11 protein-coding genes are annotated in these 12,089 nt (G+C 71.3%); 6 read left to right on the plus strand and 5 right to left on the minus strand.

The genetic code is table 11. The annotated features are described in order from the left end of the window. The first annotated feature begins 9 nt into the window (after positions 1 to 9). On the plus strand, positions 10 to 1,116 hold the full coding sequence (locus ACGFZQ_RS37570) for an NAD(P)-dependent alcohol dehydrogenase (protein WP_393844161.1): 1,107 nt from the start codon (positions 10 to 12) through the stop codon (positions 1,114 to 1,116). Positions 1,117 to 1,144: 28 nt separating this feature from the next. On the opposite strand, the gene ACGFZQ_RS37575 is transcribed toward ACGFZQ_RS37570, so the two are convergent. From ACGFZQ_RS37575 to ACGFZQ_RS37585, 3 genes are all read right to left on the minus strand, one after another. Continuing rightward, positions 1,145 to 2,095 (minus strand): NADP-dependent oxidoreductase, encoded by a 951-nt coding sequence (locus tag ACGFZQ_RS37575; protein WP_393844162.1) that lies wholly within the window; start codon positions 2,093 to 2,095, stop codon positions 1,145 to 1,147. 110 nt (positions 2,096 to 2,205) lie between these two features. Then, positions 2,206 to 2,769: a TetR/AcrR family transcriptional regulator gene (locus ACGFZQ_RS37580; protein ID WP_393844163.1), complete on the minus strand. Its 564-nt coding sequence runs from the start codon at positions 2,767 to 2,769 to the stop codon at positions 2,206 to 2,208. Between the two features lie 8 nt (positions 2,770 to 2,777). After that, complete coding sequence (locus tag ACGFZQ_RS37585; protein ID WP_393844164.1) at positions 2,778 to 3,140, minus strand: DUF1304 domain-containing protein; 363 nt, start codon at positions 3,138 to 3,140, stop codon at positions 2,778 to 2,780. 347 nt (positions 3,141 to 3,487) lie between these two features. Here ACGFZQ_RS37585 and ACGFZQ_RS37590 point away from each other — a divergent pair, with 347 nt between their 5' ends. The 5 genes from ACGFZQ_RS37590 to ACGFZQ_RS37610 are packed head-to-tail and all read left to right on the plus strand — an operon-like array spanning position 3,488 to position 7,922. Further along, positions 3,488 to 5,308: an ATP-binding protein gene (locus tag ACGFZQ_RS37590; RefSeq protein ID WP_393844165.1), complete on the plus strand. Its 1,821-nt coding sequence runs from the start codon at positions 3,488 to 3,490 to the stop codon at positions 5,306 to 5,308. 5 nt (positions 5,309 to 5,313) lie between these two features. After that, positions 5,314 to 5,724, plus strand: a complete 411-nt coding sequence (locus tag ACGFZQ_RS37595) for a roadblock/LC7 domain-containing protein (protein WP_046733906.1) — start codon at positions 5,314 to 5,316, stop codon at positions 5,722 to 5,724. Next, positions 5,721 to 6,092, plus strand: coding sequence for a DUF742 domain-containing protein (locus ACGFZQ_RS37600; protein WP_393844166.1), 372 nt, complete (start codon positions 5,721 to 5,723; stop codon positions 6,090 to 6,092). Before ACGFZQ_RS37595 ends, ACGFZQ_RS37600 begins: the two co-directional genes overlap by 4 nt. Beyond that, a complete protein-coding gene (locus ACGFZQ_RS37605) occupies positions 6,073 to 6,678 on the plus strand; it encodes an ATP/GTP-binding protein (protein ID WP_351697096.1) in 606 nt (201 codons plus the stop codon). The genes ACGFZQ_RS37600 and ACGFZQ_RS37605 overlap by 20 nt, the downstream gene beginning before the upstream one ends. Further along, a complete protein-coding gene (locus tag ACGFZQ_RS37610; RefSeq protein ID WP_393844167.1) occupies positions 6,675 to 7,922 on the plus strand; it encodes a cytochrome P450 in 1,248 nt (415 codons plus the stop codon). The genes ACGFZQ_RS37605 and ACGFZQ_RS37610 overlap by 4 nt, the downstream gene beginning before the upstream one ends. A 70-nt stretch (positions 7,923 to 7,992) precedes the next feature. Here the strand turns inward: ACGFZQ_RS37610 and ACGFZQ_RS37615 are convergent, their stop codons facing one another. Further along, entirely contained in the window at positions 7,993 to 9,723 is a 1,731-nt protein-coding gene (locus ACGFZQ_RS37615) for a hypothetical protein (RefSeq protein ID WP_393844168.1), read from the minus strand. 723 nt (positions 9,724 to 10,446) lie between these two features. Further along, positions 10,447 to 12,081: an amidohydrolase gene (locus ACGFZQ_RS37620; protein ID WP_393844169.1), complete on the minus strand. Its 1,635-nt coding sequence runs from the start codon at positions 12,079 to 12,081 to the stop codon at positions 10,447 to 10,449. Positions 12,082 to 12,089: the final 8 nt, after the last annotated feature.

The raw sequence follows: 12,089 nt of genomic DNA on the forward strand, positions 1-12,089 counted from the left end.
GTCCGTACGATGCCCATCACCACCCGAGCCGCCGTGGTCGAGTCCGGCGGCGCGCCCTTCACCCTCAGCGAGGTCGAACTCGACGAGCCGGGGCCGTACGAGGCGGTCGTCCGCATGGTGGCCACCGGCCTGTGCCACACCGACCTCAGCGTGGCGAGCGGCGCCCTGCCCTTCCCACTGCCGGGGGTCCTGGGCCACGAGGGCGCCGGAGTCGTCGAGGCCGTCGGCTCCGCCGTCACCGCCGTGGTCCCCGGCGACCATGTCGTGCTGTCCTTCACCTCCTGCGGCAACTGCCGCAACTGCCACGGCGGACACCCCGCCTACTGCGCCACCTGGCTGCCGCTGAACCTGGTCGGCGGCCGCCGCGCCGACGGCACCGGCACCGTCGTCCGCGACGGCGAACCGCTCGGCGGCCACTTCTTCGGCCAGTCCTCCTTCGCCGAACGGGCGTTGGTGGACGAGCGCAGCCTGGTCAAGGTCGACCCCGAGGTCCCGCTGGAGACGATCGCCCCGCTCGGCTGCGGGGTGCAGACCGGGGTCGGCGCCGTGTGGAACGTACTGGAGCCGGCCACCGGCAGCACGATCGTCGTCCTCGGCGCCGGCGCGGTGGGACTGTCGGCGGTCATGGCGGCCGCGCTCACCCCGGCCACCACGGTCGTCGCCGTCGACCGGGTCGCCGAACGCCTCGAACTGGCACGGGAGGTGGGCGCCACCCACACCGTCGACGCGACCCGGGAGAGCGTGCCGGAAGCCGTCCAGCGCCTCTCCGGGGGCCAGGGCGCCGACGGCATCGTGGAGACGACCGGCAGTGTCGCCGTGCTCCGCCAGGGCGTCGACGCACTGGCCGCCCGGGGCACCCTGGTCGTCGTCGGCGCCCCGCCCTTCGGTACCGAAGTCCCGCTGGACGTCAACGGGTTGCTGGCCGGCAAGCGGATCGTCGGCCTGACCCTCGGCGACAGCGAGACCCAGGCCTTCATCCCGGCCCTGGTCCGGCTGGTCAGGGAGGGACGCCTCCCGCTGCACCGGCTGATCAGCACCTACCCGTTCGCCGAGATCGACCGGGCGGTGCGGGACATGAGCACGGGCAAGGCGATCAAGCCCGTGCTCACCTTCTGACCTCCGGGGCCGCTGCGGCCCCTGGGGGTCAGTCCACCACCAGGACCAGCTTCCCCGTGGTCCGGCCAGTGCCGCCCAGCTCATGCGCCTTGGCGGCATCGGCCAGCGGGAAGGTCCCGGCCACGGTGGCCCGCAGCTTCCCCTCCGCCACCAGGTCGGCGACCGCCCGCATCCCGGCCCGGTCGGCGTCCACCAGCATCCGCACCGCCCGCACGCCCAGCCGCTCGGCCTCCTCGTACAGCTCCGCGGAGCCCACCGGCAGGATCGACACCAGGACCCCGCCCGGCCGCAGCACCCGCAGCGAGTCGACGGAGGTGTCACCACCGATCGTGTCGAGTACGACGTCGACGTCCCGTACCACCTCCGTGACCTCCACGGACCGGTAGTCCACCGGCTCGTCCACGCCGATCTCGCGCAGGAAGTCGTGCTTGGCGGCGCTCGCCGTGCCGATCACGTACGCGCCGCGCGCCTTGGCGATCTGCACCGCCACATGCCCGACCCCGCCGGCCGCCGCGTGCACCAGCACCCGCTGACCGGGCCGGACGTCGGCGTTCTCCACCAGGGCCTGCCAGGCGGTCAGCGACACCAGCGGCAGCGCGCCCGCCTGGACGTGGTCGATCCCGGCCGGCTTCGGCACCAGGGCGCGGGCGGGGACGATCGCGTACTCGGCGTGGGTGCCGTGGCCGAACGGGTAGGACACCATGCCGAAGACCTCGTCGCCGGGCTTGAAGGCGGCGACACCGATCCCGGTCTCCTCGACCGTGCCGGAGACGTCCCAGCCGAGGACGAAGGGCGGCTTGCCCAGGAAGCCACCGTTCTCCCGGTGCTTCCAGTCGGTCGGGTTGAGACCGGCGGCCCGCACCCGGACCAGTACCTCGTTGGCGCGCGGCTGCGGCCGCGCCACCTCGATCACCTTGAGTACCTCGGGGCCGCCGAGGACGTCCTGACTGACCACACGCATCGTGTTCACATTGCTCATGGTCACCCAGCCTGCCGGGATGCGCCCGCCCGGGAAATGGCACGATGGCCAACCTTCGATGGAATCATGCCAGACCTGGCGGTGGCCCACACTCGCCCGCGCCGGAAGCCTCAGCGGCTCATGTGCAGGGCGACCAGCAGTTGCCAGACCTGGTCGGCCACTTCGTCGGGGCCGGCGTCCAGCAGGCCGTGCAGCCAGTCCGCCAGTACCCCGGCGAAGGTGGCGGCCACCGCCGAGGCCACCAGCGGGGCGTCCGCCGCGCCGGCCAGCTCGCGCTCGGACAGGCTGCGGGCCCGCAGGTCCCGGTGCAGCACCTGGCCCAGCGGGCCCCCGCCGCCCGGCGCGAGCAGCTCCCGGTACAGGGCCGTGTGCGGAACCAGCCCGGCGAAGAACTCCAGCAGCGCCGGCGGCGCATGCACCGGATCGGGCCGGCCCCGCCAGGCGTGCAGCGCGTCCACGGCGTCCCGTACGACGTCCGCACAGGTGTCGACCGCCAGCGCCTCCAGGCCGTCGTAGTGGACGTAGAACGTGGCCCGGCCCACCCCCGCGCGGCGCACCAGCGCGGCCACCCCCACCTCCGCCAGCGGCCGCTCGGCGCACTCCGCCAGCAGGGCCGCCCGCAGCCGCGCCCGGGTACGGGCGGCGCGCGGGTCCTCGACCGCGGGGCGGGGCACCGGGCCGGTCACCGGGCGGCGAGGACGGCGGCCAGGGCGAGAGCACCGGGCAGCGCCTGCGCGAACAGGATCCGCCGGTTGGCGGTGATCGCGCCGTACACCCCCGCGACCACCACGCACGAGAGGAAGAACACCTGGGCCCGGAAGCCCGTCGGGTCGGCCGCCACCAGCCCCCACACCAGGCCGGCCGCCAGGAAACCGTTGTACAGGCCCTGGTTGGCGGCCAACGGCGCGGTCCGCCGGGCCAGTTCCGCGTCGAAGCCGTGGAAGCGCATGCCCGGCCCCTTCTGCCACAGGAACATCTCCAGCACCAGGATGTACACGTGCAGCGCGGCTATCAGGCCGACCAGCACGTTCGCCAGGATTTCCATGATCGACTGACCCTTCCACTCACTTGGACAGGTGTCCACTATAGCTGGACAGGTGTCCAGGAGGCGATCCGGCCGCCCAGGGCCTGGCCTGGGGGCACATGTCGGCAAGTCGCAGGCAGGAATGGGTATTTGTTGATTTGCCACTAACTGGCGGAGCGTGACGGAACCCTCACTTCCTCTGACCGTCGAGGTTGATCCTTTCGGGTTCAAACCCGATAAGCTCCAGTCCGTCACAGCGAGTTGACGCACCCCACGCTGGATCCGTCCTGCCGTGCGCAGTATGGCTGCGGCCCTCGCACACTGCCCTTGTTCACTGTTGTTCGATTGTGTTGCTTCGAAGGATGCAGATGGAACTCGCCACTCCGCCGCCGGCGGCGCGGGCCCCTGTCGCCTGGTACAGCTGGTGGCTGATGCCGCTGGCCTTAGGGGGAGGGACTGTCGCCGCCACGTTCATGAGCTCCGAGCGAATAACCGCGGCCGTCGCAGGTGCCGCGGCCACCGTGGCGAGCACCGTGTGCGTGCGGCTGCTGATCCGCTCGCAGCGCCAACTGCGCAGCGCCGAGGGGTCGTTCCGCACCTCGCAGGCCGAGCACTCCCAGCACTGGCAGCAGCATGTCTCGGGCCTGGAGCGCAAGTTCTCCACCGAGCGCGCCACGCTGGAGAGCCAGCTCAACGAGCAGTCGGCCGCGTTCGACGCGCGGTTCGTCGAGCAGACGTCCGCCTTCGAGGCCCGGCTCGCCGACCGGACCGCGCACTACGACGCCCAACTGGCCGAGCAGGCACGGGCGTACGAGGAGCGGCTCGCCGACCAGCTGAAGTCCTCCGAGGCGCAGCTCGCCGACCAGGCAGAGGTCTGGCAGGAGGAGCTCACGCACCAGCGGGCCGCGATCTCCCGGCTCGCCGACGAGCAGCTGCCCGACGCGCTGAAGCGGCTGCGCGACGGCGATGCCATCGACGACCTGCTGCCCGTCACCGAGCAGTGCGCCAAGGTCGACAAGGACGTCCGGGCCGACCTGCGCCGCATCCTGCGCACGTCGCTGATCGGTGTGGAGGAGGAGTTCAACCGCTCCACCTCCGCCGAGCAGGCCGTGATCAGCATCGGCAACCGCATCCACGTCCTGACCAGCAAGCTGCGCGGCCGGCTGCACGAGATGCAGGGCGAGCACGGCCGGCTGCCCGCCGTGGCCCGCGGTCTCATGGAGCTCGACCAGGAGCTCGGCCCCGCCGACTCGCTCGCCGGCAGCATCGGCGTGCTGGGCGGCTCGGACCGCCCCGGCCGCCAGTGGCAGGAGCCGCAGCGCCTGCTCAGTGTGGTGCGCGGCGGCATCGGCCGGATCAAGGACTTCCACCGCGTCGAGGTCCGGCATCTGCCCGAACTCGGCGTCGACGGCGGTCTGGTGGACCACCTCACGCTGATCTTCGCCCACCTGCTGGACAACGCGGCCCGCTACTCGCCGCCCACCGAGCCGGTGGTCGTCTCCGGCAAGGAGGTACCGAACGGCGTCGGCATCGAGATCCAGGACTCCGGCAAGGGCCTGAGCGAGGAGAAGAAGCGCGAGGCCGAGCACTCCCTGGCGGGCACCGAGGCCGGACCCGGTATCGGGGGCATCTCCGAGGACGCCAACATCGGCCTGCGGGTCGTCGGCATCCTCGCCCGCCGCTACGGGATCCGGGTCACCTTCGCGGACTCGCCCTGGCTCGGTACCTCGGTGGTCGTCGTGGTCCCGCACAAGTTCTTCAGCCCGCTGCCCGCGGCCGGTCCGGCCCCGGTGTCCGCGTCGGCCGCTCCGGCCGCCGCGTCCCCGGTGCAGGCGCACGGCCCGGTCGCCGTCGAAACCGTCACTCAGCCGGAGTCCGGCGAGGCCCCGGACACCACCCCGGGCGGACTGCCCCGGCGGCGCAGCCGGCGCCGCGAGGAGGAGCAGCCCGAGGAGCGCACCGCCCGCACGGAGGGCGCCGCGTTCCCCGCGGTCCCGCCCGAGGAGTCCTTCGCGGGCCTGGCCGCCTTCGCCACCGCGGGCCGCGCGCCCGTGGCGGACGAAGCCGCGGACAGCGAGGCCGAGTTGACCGGAGACGTAGACGACGCGGCACCCGCGACCCCGGCCGGCGCCGATGACGCCGCCGCCGGACGCGAGTCCGCCGAGCACCGCACTGAAGAGAGCGACTAGTCCACATGACGCAACAGGGAACCGACGTGAGCTGGGCGCTCCGTGATCTGGTGGAGAGCATCCCGGAGATCCGCTTCGCCCTCGTGGCCTCCAGCGACGGCAAGGCCATCACCTCCTTCGGCGCCGAAGACCCGGACGACGTGGACCGCTTCGCGGCCGTGGTGGCGGGACTGCAGGCCCTCGCCCAGCCGGTCGCCGAGCAGTTCCCCAAGTACGCGGGGCAGCTGCGGCTGGCGATGATCGAGGTCGACGGCGGCCACCTCTTCGTCGTACGGGCCGGTGTGGAGACGTATCTCGGGGTCCTGGCCCGCGAAGGACTCGACCAGGGCCTGCTCGGGCACCAGATGAGGGACCTGTCGCGGCGGATGGGCGAGCTGCTCGGCACCTCTCCGCGTCTGGAGGAGCACTCTGGATGAGTGCTCCCCGTCGGCCCACGGACCCGGCCGGTCTAGAGCGTTATTACGTCCTCACCGGGGGGCGCAGCGGACCGGGCGGGTCGGCGTCGAGCCTCGACGTGGCGACCCTCGTCGTCTCCCGCACCGCCCCGGTCCCGGGGATGCAGCACGAGTACGAGGAGATAGTCCGGCGTTGCCGCGATCCGCTGTCGGTGGCCGAACTCACCGCCCATCTCGGATTGCCCTTCAACATTCTCGCGGTGCTGTTGGCGGATCTGCTGGACGCAGGCCGTATTGAAGCCCGTGATCCCATTCCGGCCCACCACGCCGGACGCGGGCCCGACCTCGCGCTCCTCCAGGAGGTACTCAGTGGACTTGAAAGGCTTTGACCATCCCGGCGACCCCGGTGCCGGGGGGACCCGCTCGGTCAAGGTGATGATCGCCGGGGGATTCGGCACCGGTAAGACCACCATGGTCCGCTCCGTCAGCGACATCAAGCCGCTCACCACCGAGGAGACCCTGACCCAGGCGACCGTCGGCGTCGACAACCTCATCGGCGTCGCGGACAAGGCCGAGACCACGGTCAGCCTCGACTTCGGCAAGATCAGCCTCAACGAGGGCCTGATGCTGTACCTGTTCGGCACCCCCGGACAGGAACGGTTCTGGTTCCTGTGGAACGGCCTGTTCAAGGGCGCGCTCGGTGCGATCGTCCTGGTGGACACGCGCCGGCTGGCCTCCAGCTTCCGGGCGATCGAGGAGATGGAGCGGCAGAACGTGCCCTTCGTCATCGCCCTGAACGTCTTCCCGGACTGCAAGGAACACCCCATCGAGGAGATCCGGGACGCCCTCGACATCTCCCCGCACACCCCGATCGTGGCCTGTGACGCCCGCGACCGGGCCTCCAGCCGTGATGTGCTGATCGCCCTGATACGTCATTTGAAGGAACGCTCCGCCGTCGCACTGGAGCCCCGATGAACGACCAGAGCCTCGACAGTCCCGACGCCCCCCGCGGCTGCCCGGTCGCGCACGGTTCGCCCGAACTGGCCCGGCTGTACGGGCCCGAGGCGGCGACCGACCCGCTCGGCATCTACGAGCGGCTGCGCAAGGAGCACGGCTCCGTCGCGCCGGTGCTGCTGGAGGGCGACATCAACGCCTGGCTGGTGCTGGGCTACCGGGACAGCCGGCGGGTGCTCGACAATCCCAGTCAGTTCCCCCGGGACGCGCGGACCTGGCGGGACTATCGGGAAGGACGGATCGCGGAGACCTCCGCGCTGATTCCGATGCTCGGCTGGCGTCCTGACTGCGTGTCCCAGGACGGCGAGCCGCACCGCAGGCTGCGCGGCGCCGTCAACGATGTGCTGCAGGCCGCTGTCAGCCGCGGTATCCGGCGCCACGCCACGCACTTCGCCAACAAGCTGATCGACGGGTTCGCGGACAACGGCCGCGCCGATCTCGTGGCGGACTACGCCGACTATGTGCCGATGCTCGTGATGTCCCGCATTCTGGGGCTCGCCGAGGCGGAGGGGCGCCGGCTGGTCGAGTCCTGCGCCCAGGTGCTCAAGGGCGGCGAGGACGCCGTGGTGCACGACGGCAGGATCAGGGAGATCTTCGGTGAACTCGTCGAGCGCCGGCGGTCCGAACCCGGCTCCGACCTCACCACCGACCTGCTGGCGCATCACGCGGCTCTCGACCACGACGAGGTCGTCCACCACCTGCGCGTGGTGCTGATCGCCGCGGCCGTCACGACCAACCTGCTGGCCCGGGTGCTGCGGCTGGTCCTGACCGACGCCTCCCGGCTCTCCGGGCTGATCAGCGGTCAGCTGAACATCTCGGCGGTGGTGGAGGAGGCCATGTGGAACTCTCCGCCGCTGACCGTCCTGCCGGGGCGCTTCGCCGCCAGCGACGTCGAACTGGGCGGGCACCGCATCGAGGCGGGCGACCTGCTCGTTCTCGGTCTCGCCCCGGGCAACCTCGACCCCGAGGTCCGGCCCGACCCGGGTGTCTCGGTGGAGGGCAACCATGCGCACCTGGCGTTCGGCGCGGGCCCTCACGAGTGCCCCGGGCAGAGCATCGGGCAGTCCATGATCGAGATCGCGGTGGACGTCCTGCTGCACCGGCTGCCGGGCCTGCGGCTGGCCGTGCCGGCGGACGAACTCACCTCGACCGCCTCCACCTGGGAGTCCCGGCTGGACCGGCTGCCGGTCGAGTTCCCGGTGTGAGTACGCTGCTGCCCGGCCGGGTTTCCGGCCGGGCAGCAGCGTTGCCGTCTCACACCACAGGATCGAGGCGTCAGCCGTCGAGCCAGTCGCCTGTCACGCCTGTGGGCCGGTATCCCGTGGCGTTCCAGATGAAATGCGGGTGGGCGCAGCCGAACATGTAGGCGATCAGGGCGGTGTCTTCCCTCCCGGTCTGAGGGTCGTACATGGTGTAGAAGTACTCGGATCCGACTGCGCCGGCGTCCTGCTGGATCTGACGTGCGCGGTCCGGGGACGGTTCGGCCATGGATGCCTCCACGGCGGCGATGTAGGTGCGGCGCAGGATCTCCCATGTCCGGTCGGTGTTGCCGTGCCAGGGGCCGTGCAGCGCTTCGAAGGCATGGAGCTCGGCGTCGAAGAGGGGCCATGCCCGGGGGGACTGGGCTCGGCAGCGTGCGGACAGCTCGGCGGTCCGGGTGCTCAGTGCCGGTGCGGTGGGCCGCGGGCTGATGGTGAGGGTGGTGCCGTGGGTGAGGATGCCGGTGCAGGCGTTGGGCTGCAGGTCGCAGAGCGGGCACTCCTCGGCCGGGGGGAGGCCCTGGGTGATGCCGTCGAACCACAGCGCGTGCCGGCCCGTGAGCCCCATCCAGACGATGGTGCTGGTCATCAGCCAGGTGTTCCACATCGAGGAGTGCGCCTCGGGCAGGCAGCCGTACTTGATGAGGGCGATGGTGCAGGCGGCGTAGAGGGCCTTGGTGTGGGTGGGTATGTCGGCGAGCCAGAAGTTGCTGATCTCGCCGGTGAGGGAGTCGACTCGTACGTCGGCCATGTCGTCGATGACGCGGCACAGCAGCAGGGAGGCGAGGTGTTCTTCCTGCCAGAGTTCGGTGTCGGGCGAGACGTGCCAGAACAGGCAGTCCAGCATCTGCAGGGCTGAGTAGGTGTTCTGGCTGAGCGGGTTGGTCTGGGGGAGAGCGACGTTGCCCGCGTGGTGCTGCTGGAGCCAGTACTCGTCGACGGACCGCTTGTGGGCCGCGTAGAGCCCGCAGACCAGGGCGCGTGCGCTGTTGGTGCTGAAACTCTCGGCCAGGCGGCCTTCGACGAGTTGGGTGACGTGCGTGGTGTCGATGGTCTCGATCACACGCTTGTACTCGTGGAAGACGAGGATGTCGTCCTCGAAGCGGTGGCGGAGGCCGAGGTCCCGTTCAAGGTCGTTCATCTGCCGGACCACGGACCATCCACCGGTGAGGACGCTGTCGAATTCCTCGCGGTACGGCCAGGTCTTGACCGTGAGGGGACGACCGGCGCTCTGCCGCCAACCGTAGTCACCCAGCGTGCGTGCGGGGGGCGTGGGCAGCCGGCGGCACAGCGGGCAGGTGCAGGCGGTTGCCGGCTCCTGCTCGCGCGGCGGGGTGTGTGCCCGGCTCCGCCAGGCCCCCTCCAGCATCGTGCAGGTCAGTCGGCAGATCTCGATATCGGTGCTGACCTGGGGGAAGGCTGCTTCGATCATGCGCAGGCTGGTGTCGAGCCGTTTCAACCTGGCGTAGCCCTCCTCGTCGGGCGGGAGGAACGCGCGTGGCGCCAGTTGGAGGGCTCCCTCCACATGCAGCGTGGTGCCGAGGTGGGGGGACCCGAGTGCGTCCAGCCGCTGCTGAGCGGCGTTCTGGGCCCTTCGGTACTGCTCCGTGGTCCCGTTGATGCGTTTCGCCAAGAGGCCGGCCAGGGCGTTCCCCGCCTCCGCGGGCTGGAGCCGGGCGCTTGGCTGCGCCGGGAGCAGGCTGTCGGCGGACGCCTTCTGAACAGCACCTACGCCTTGAGATGTCACACCGGTCTCCTTCGAGCTGTGGTCCTGGCAACGGAATCGACCGACCGTGGTCGTCGGCCGGTCGTGTCCGGGAATCTTCTGTTTCTTCCGCGACGGCCTCGCCGAACAGCCGGACGCGCACGTCCGGCTCCGGCTCCGGCTGCGAACGACCGCGAGGGGTACGACTGCTGCGCTGACGGCCCGCTCCGCCACGGCGGATTCAGCCTCGACACCGCGGGCTTCCATGAGCGGCCCGCCCTTGTCGAAGCACTCCTGCTACAGACTCCTGCTACAGGACGAGCACCTGCATCGCGGCTTCAGCTGTGTTGATCGGGAAGCACTCGCGGCCCGTCGGGCGTGGCGCGACCCCCGGACCGGGGGTGCGTGGCCGCTCCGGGCAGGCCAGAGGATCCGACGCCGGCCGCCCCGTATGCCCGATCGGCGCCGGCTTTGCCGTGCACCGGGTCCATGTCCCGGATCCGGCACGGATGGTGGGCGCGCGCGAACTCCGGATGCTCACTGACGGGGGTCTCGAAGGGCAGGTCGAAGGTGACGTCCTGAGGCATGTGTTTCCTTTCGGGCGACAGTGCGCAGAGTCCCCCCGTCCCTGCGAACGGGTGGCCTGTCGGCCACCCGTGCACTCGAACTGGCCTTCGTGGCTCGAAAGTTGAGCCGTGAGGCGCTACGAGGCTGCCCAGAGCGTAAATGATCTACGCGTGACCTGACCGTGACGTGTGTTACTGCTCACGCCTCCTGAGCTGAGTACACTCGCGCGCCCGCCACGTATGTATGCGCGACGCGTGTGTCCGCGATGCGCCCGGGGTCCCCGGCGAACGGATCGCGGTCCAGGACCACCAGATCCGCGAGCGCCCCGACCGCCACCCGCCCGGTGTCGTCGAGGTGGTTCACGTAGGCCGATCCGGCCGTGTACGCCGTGATCGCGTCCCTGAGCCCGAGCCGCTCCCCGGGCAGGAACACCGGCGCGTCGCCGCCCGGTTCGACCCGGTTCACCGCGACATGGATGCCCTGGACCGGGTCGGGGCTGCTCACCGGCCAGTCGCTGCCGGCCGCCAGCCGGGCCCCGGAGCGCAGCAGCGCCCCGAACGGGTACTGCCATCCGGCCCGTTCGGACCCCAGGAAGGGGATCGTCAGCTCGTCCATCTGCGGCTCGTGCGCGGCCCACAGCGCCTGGATGTTCGCGGTCGCGCCGAGCCGGGCGAAACGCGGTACGTCGGAGGGGTGCACCACCTGGAGATGCGCCAGGTGGGGCCGCGTGTCGCTGGGGCCGTTGGCGGCCCGCGCCGCCTCGACGGCGTCCAACGCGTCCCGTACGGCCCGGTCGCCCAGCGCGTGGAAGTGGCACTGGAAGCCGAGCGCGTCCAACTCGGTGACGTACGCGGGAAGTCGCGCCGGGTCGATGAAGCTCTTGCCCCGGTTGGCCGTGGCGCAGCCGCACTTGTCGAGGTACGGGTCGAGGAGCGCGGCCGTGCCGTTCTCGGCCACTCCGTCCAGCATCAGCTTGACCGTGCCCGCCCGGAACCGGCCGTGGCTCAACGCAGCCCGCTTCTCTACGAGTTCGGGGATCTGCTCGGCACCGCGCTCCCGGTCCCACCACAGCGCGCCGACCACCCGCGCGGTCAGCGAACCGTCCCGGGCCGCCGCCAGATACGCCTGCGACGGGTCGTCCATGCCGAGGAAGTCCCCGACCAGCGCGTCCTGCCAGGCCGTGATGCCCAGCGCGTGCAGATACCGCTGGGCGCGCAGCAGCGCCGCGACCCGGTCCGCCGGGGTGGCGGGCGGCGCGAGCCGGCCGACCAGCTGCATCGCCCCCTCCTGGAGCGTGCCGCTCGGCGCGCCGGACGCGTCCCGCTCGATCCGCCCATCGGCCGGGTCGGGCGTGTCGCGGTCGAGCCCGGCCAGCTCCAGGGCCCGGCTGTTGACCCAGGCCCCGTGATGGTCCCGGTTCGGCAGATACACCGGCCGGTCCGGTACGACGGAGTCCAGCAGCTCCCGCGTCGGCGTACCGCCCTCGAACGCCTCCATGGACCAGCCGCCGCCCAGGATCCACTCCCGCTCCGGATGCGCCTCGGCATAGGCACGTACGGCGGCCACGGACTCCCCGGCGGTCCGCACTCCCGTGAGATCGCACTGGCTCAACTCGAGCCCGGCCGGCACCGGATGGACGTGCGCGTCCTGGAAACCGGGCAGCAGTAGCCGTCCGGCGAGATCGACCACCTCGGTGCGCGGCCCGGCGAGCTCCCGCAGCTCCTCGGCGGAGCCGACGGCGGTGATGCGGTCACCGGTGACGGCGGCGGCCGTGGCCGTCGGGCCCTCGGGGGTGAGGACGGGGCCACCGGTGAAGAGCAGATCTGCGTGCATCGTTCCTG

This window comes from Streptomyces sp. NPDC048254 (genome assembly GCF_043201895.1).
In the GTDB taxonomy this organism is placed as follows: domain Bacteria; phylum Actinomycetota; class Actinomycetes; order Streptomycetales; family Streptomycetaceae; genus Streptomyces.

Excerpts from the sequence above, each read along its gene's own strand:
- ACGFZQ_RS37570 (WP_393844161.1), top strand. The coding sequence starts at position 10 with ATGCCCATCACCACCCGAGCCGCCGTGGTCGAGTCCGGCGGCGCGCCC.
- ACGFZQ_RS37575 (WP_393844162.1), bottom strand. The coding sequence starts at position 2,095 with ATGAGCAATGTGAACACGATGCGTGTGGTCAGTCAGGACGTCCTCGGC.
- ACGFZQ_RS37585 (WP_393844164.1), bottom strand. The coding sequence starts at position 3,140 with ATGGAAATCCTGGCGAACGTGCTGGTCGGCCTGATAGCCGCGCTGCAC.
- ACGFZQ_RS37590 (WP_393844165.1), top strand. The coding sequence starts at position 3,488 with ATGGAACTCGCCACTCCGCCGCCGGCGGCGCGGGCCCCTGTCGCCTGG.
- ACGFZQ_RS37595 (WP_046733906.1), top strand. The coding sequence starts at position 5,314 with ATGACGCAACAGGGAACCGACGTGAGCTGGGCGCTCCGTGATCTGGTG.
- ACGFZQ_RS37600 (WP_393844166.1), top strand. The coding sequence starts at position 5,721 with ATGAGTGCTCCCCGTCGGCCCACGGACCCGGCCGGTCTAGAGCGTTAT.
- ACGFZQ_RS37610 (WP_393844167.1), top strand. The coding sequence starts at position 6,675 with ATGAACGACCAGAGCCTCGACAGTCCCGACGCCCCCCGCGGCTGCCCG.
- ACGFZQ_RS37620 (WP_393844169.1), bottom strand. The coding sequence starts at position 12,081 with ATGCACGCAGATCTGCTCTTCACCGGTGGCCCCGTCCTCACCCCCGAG.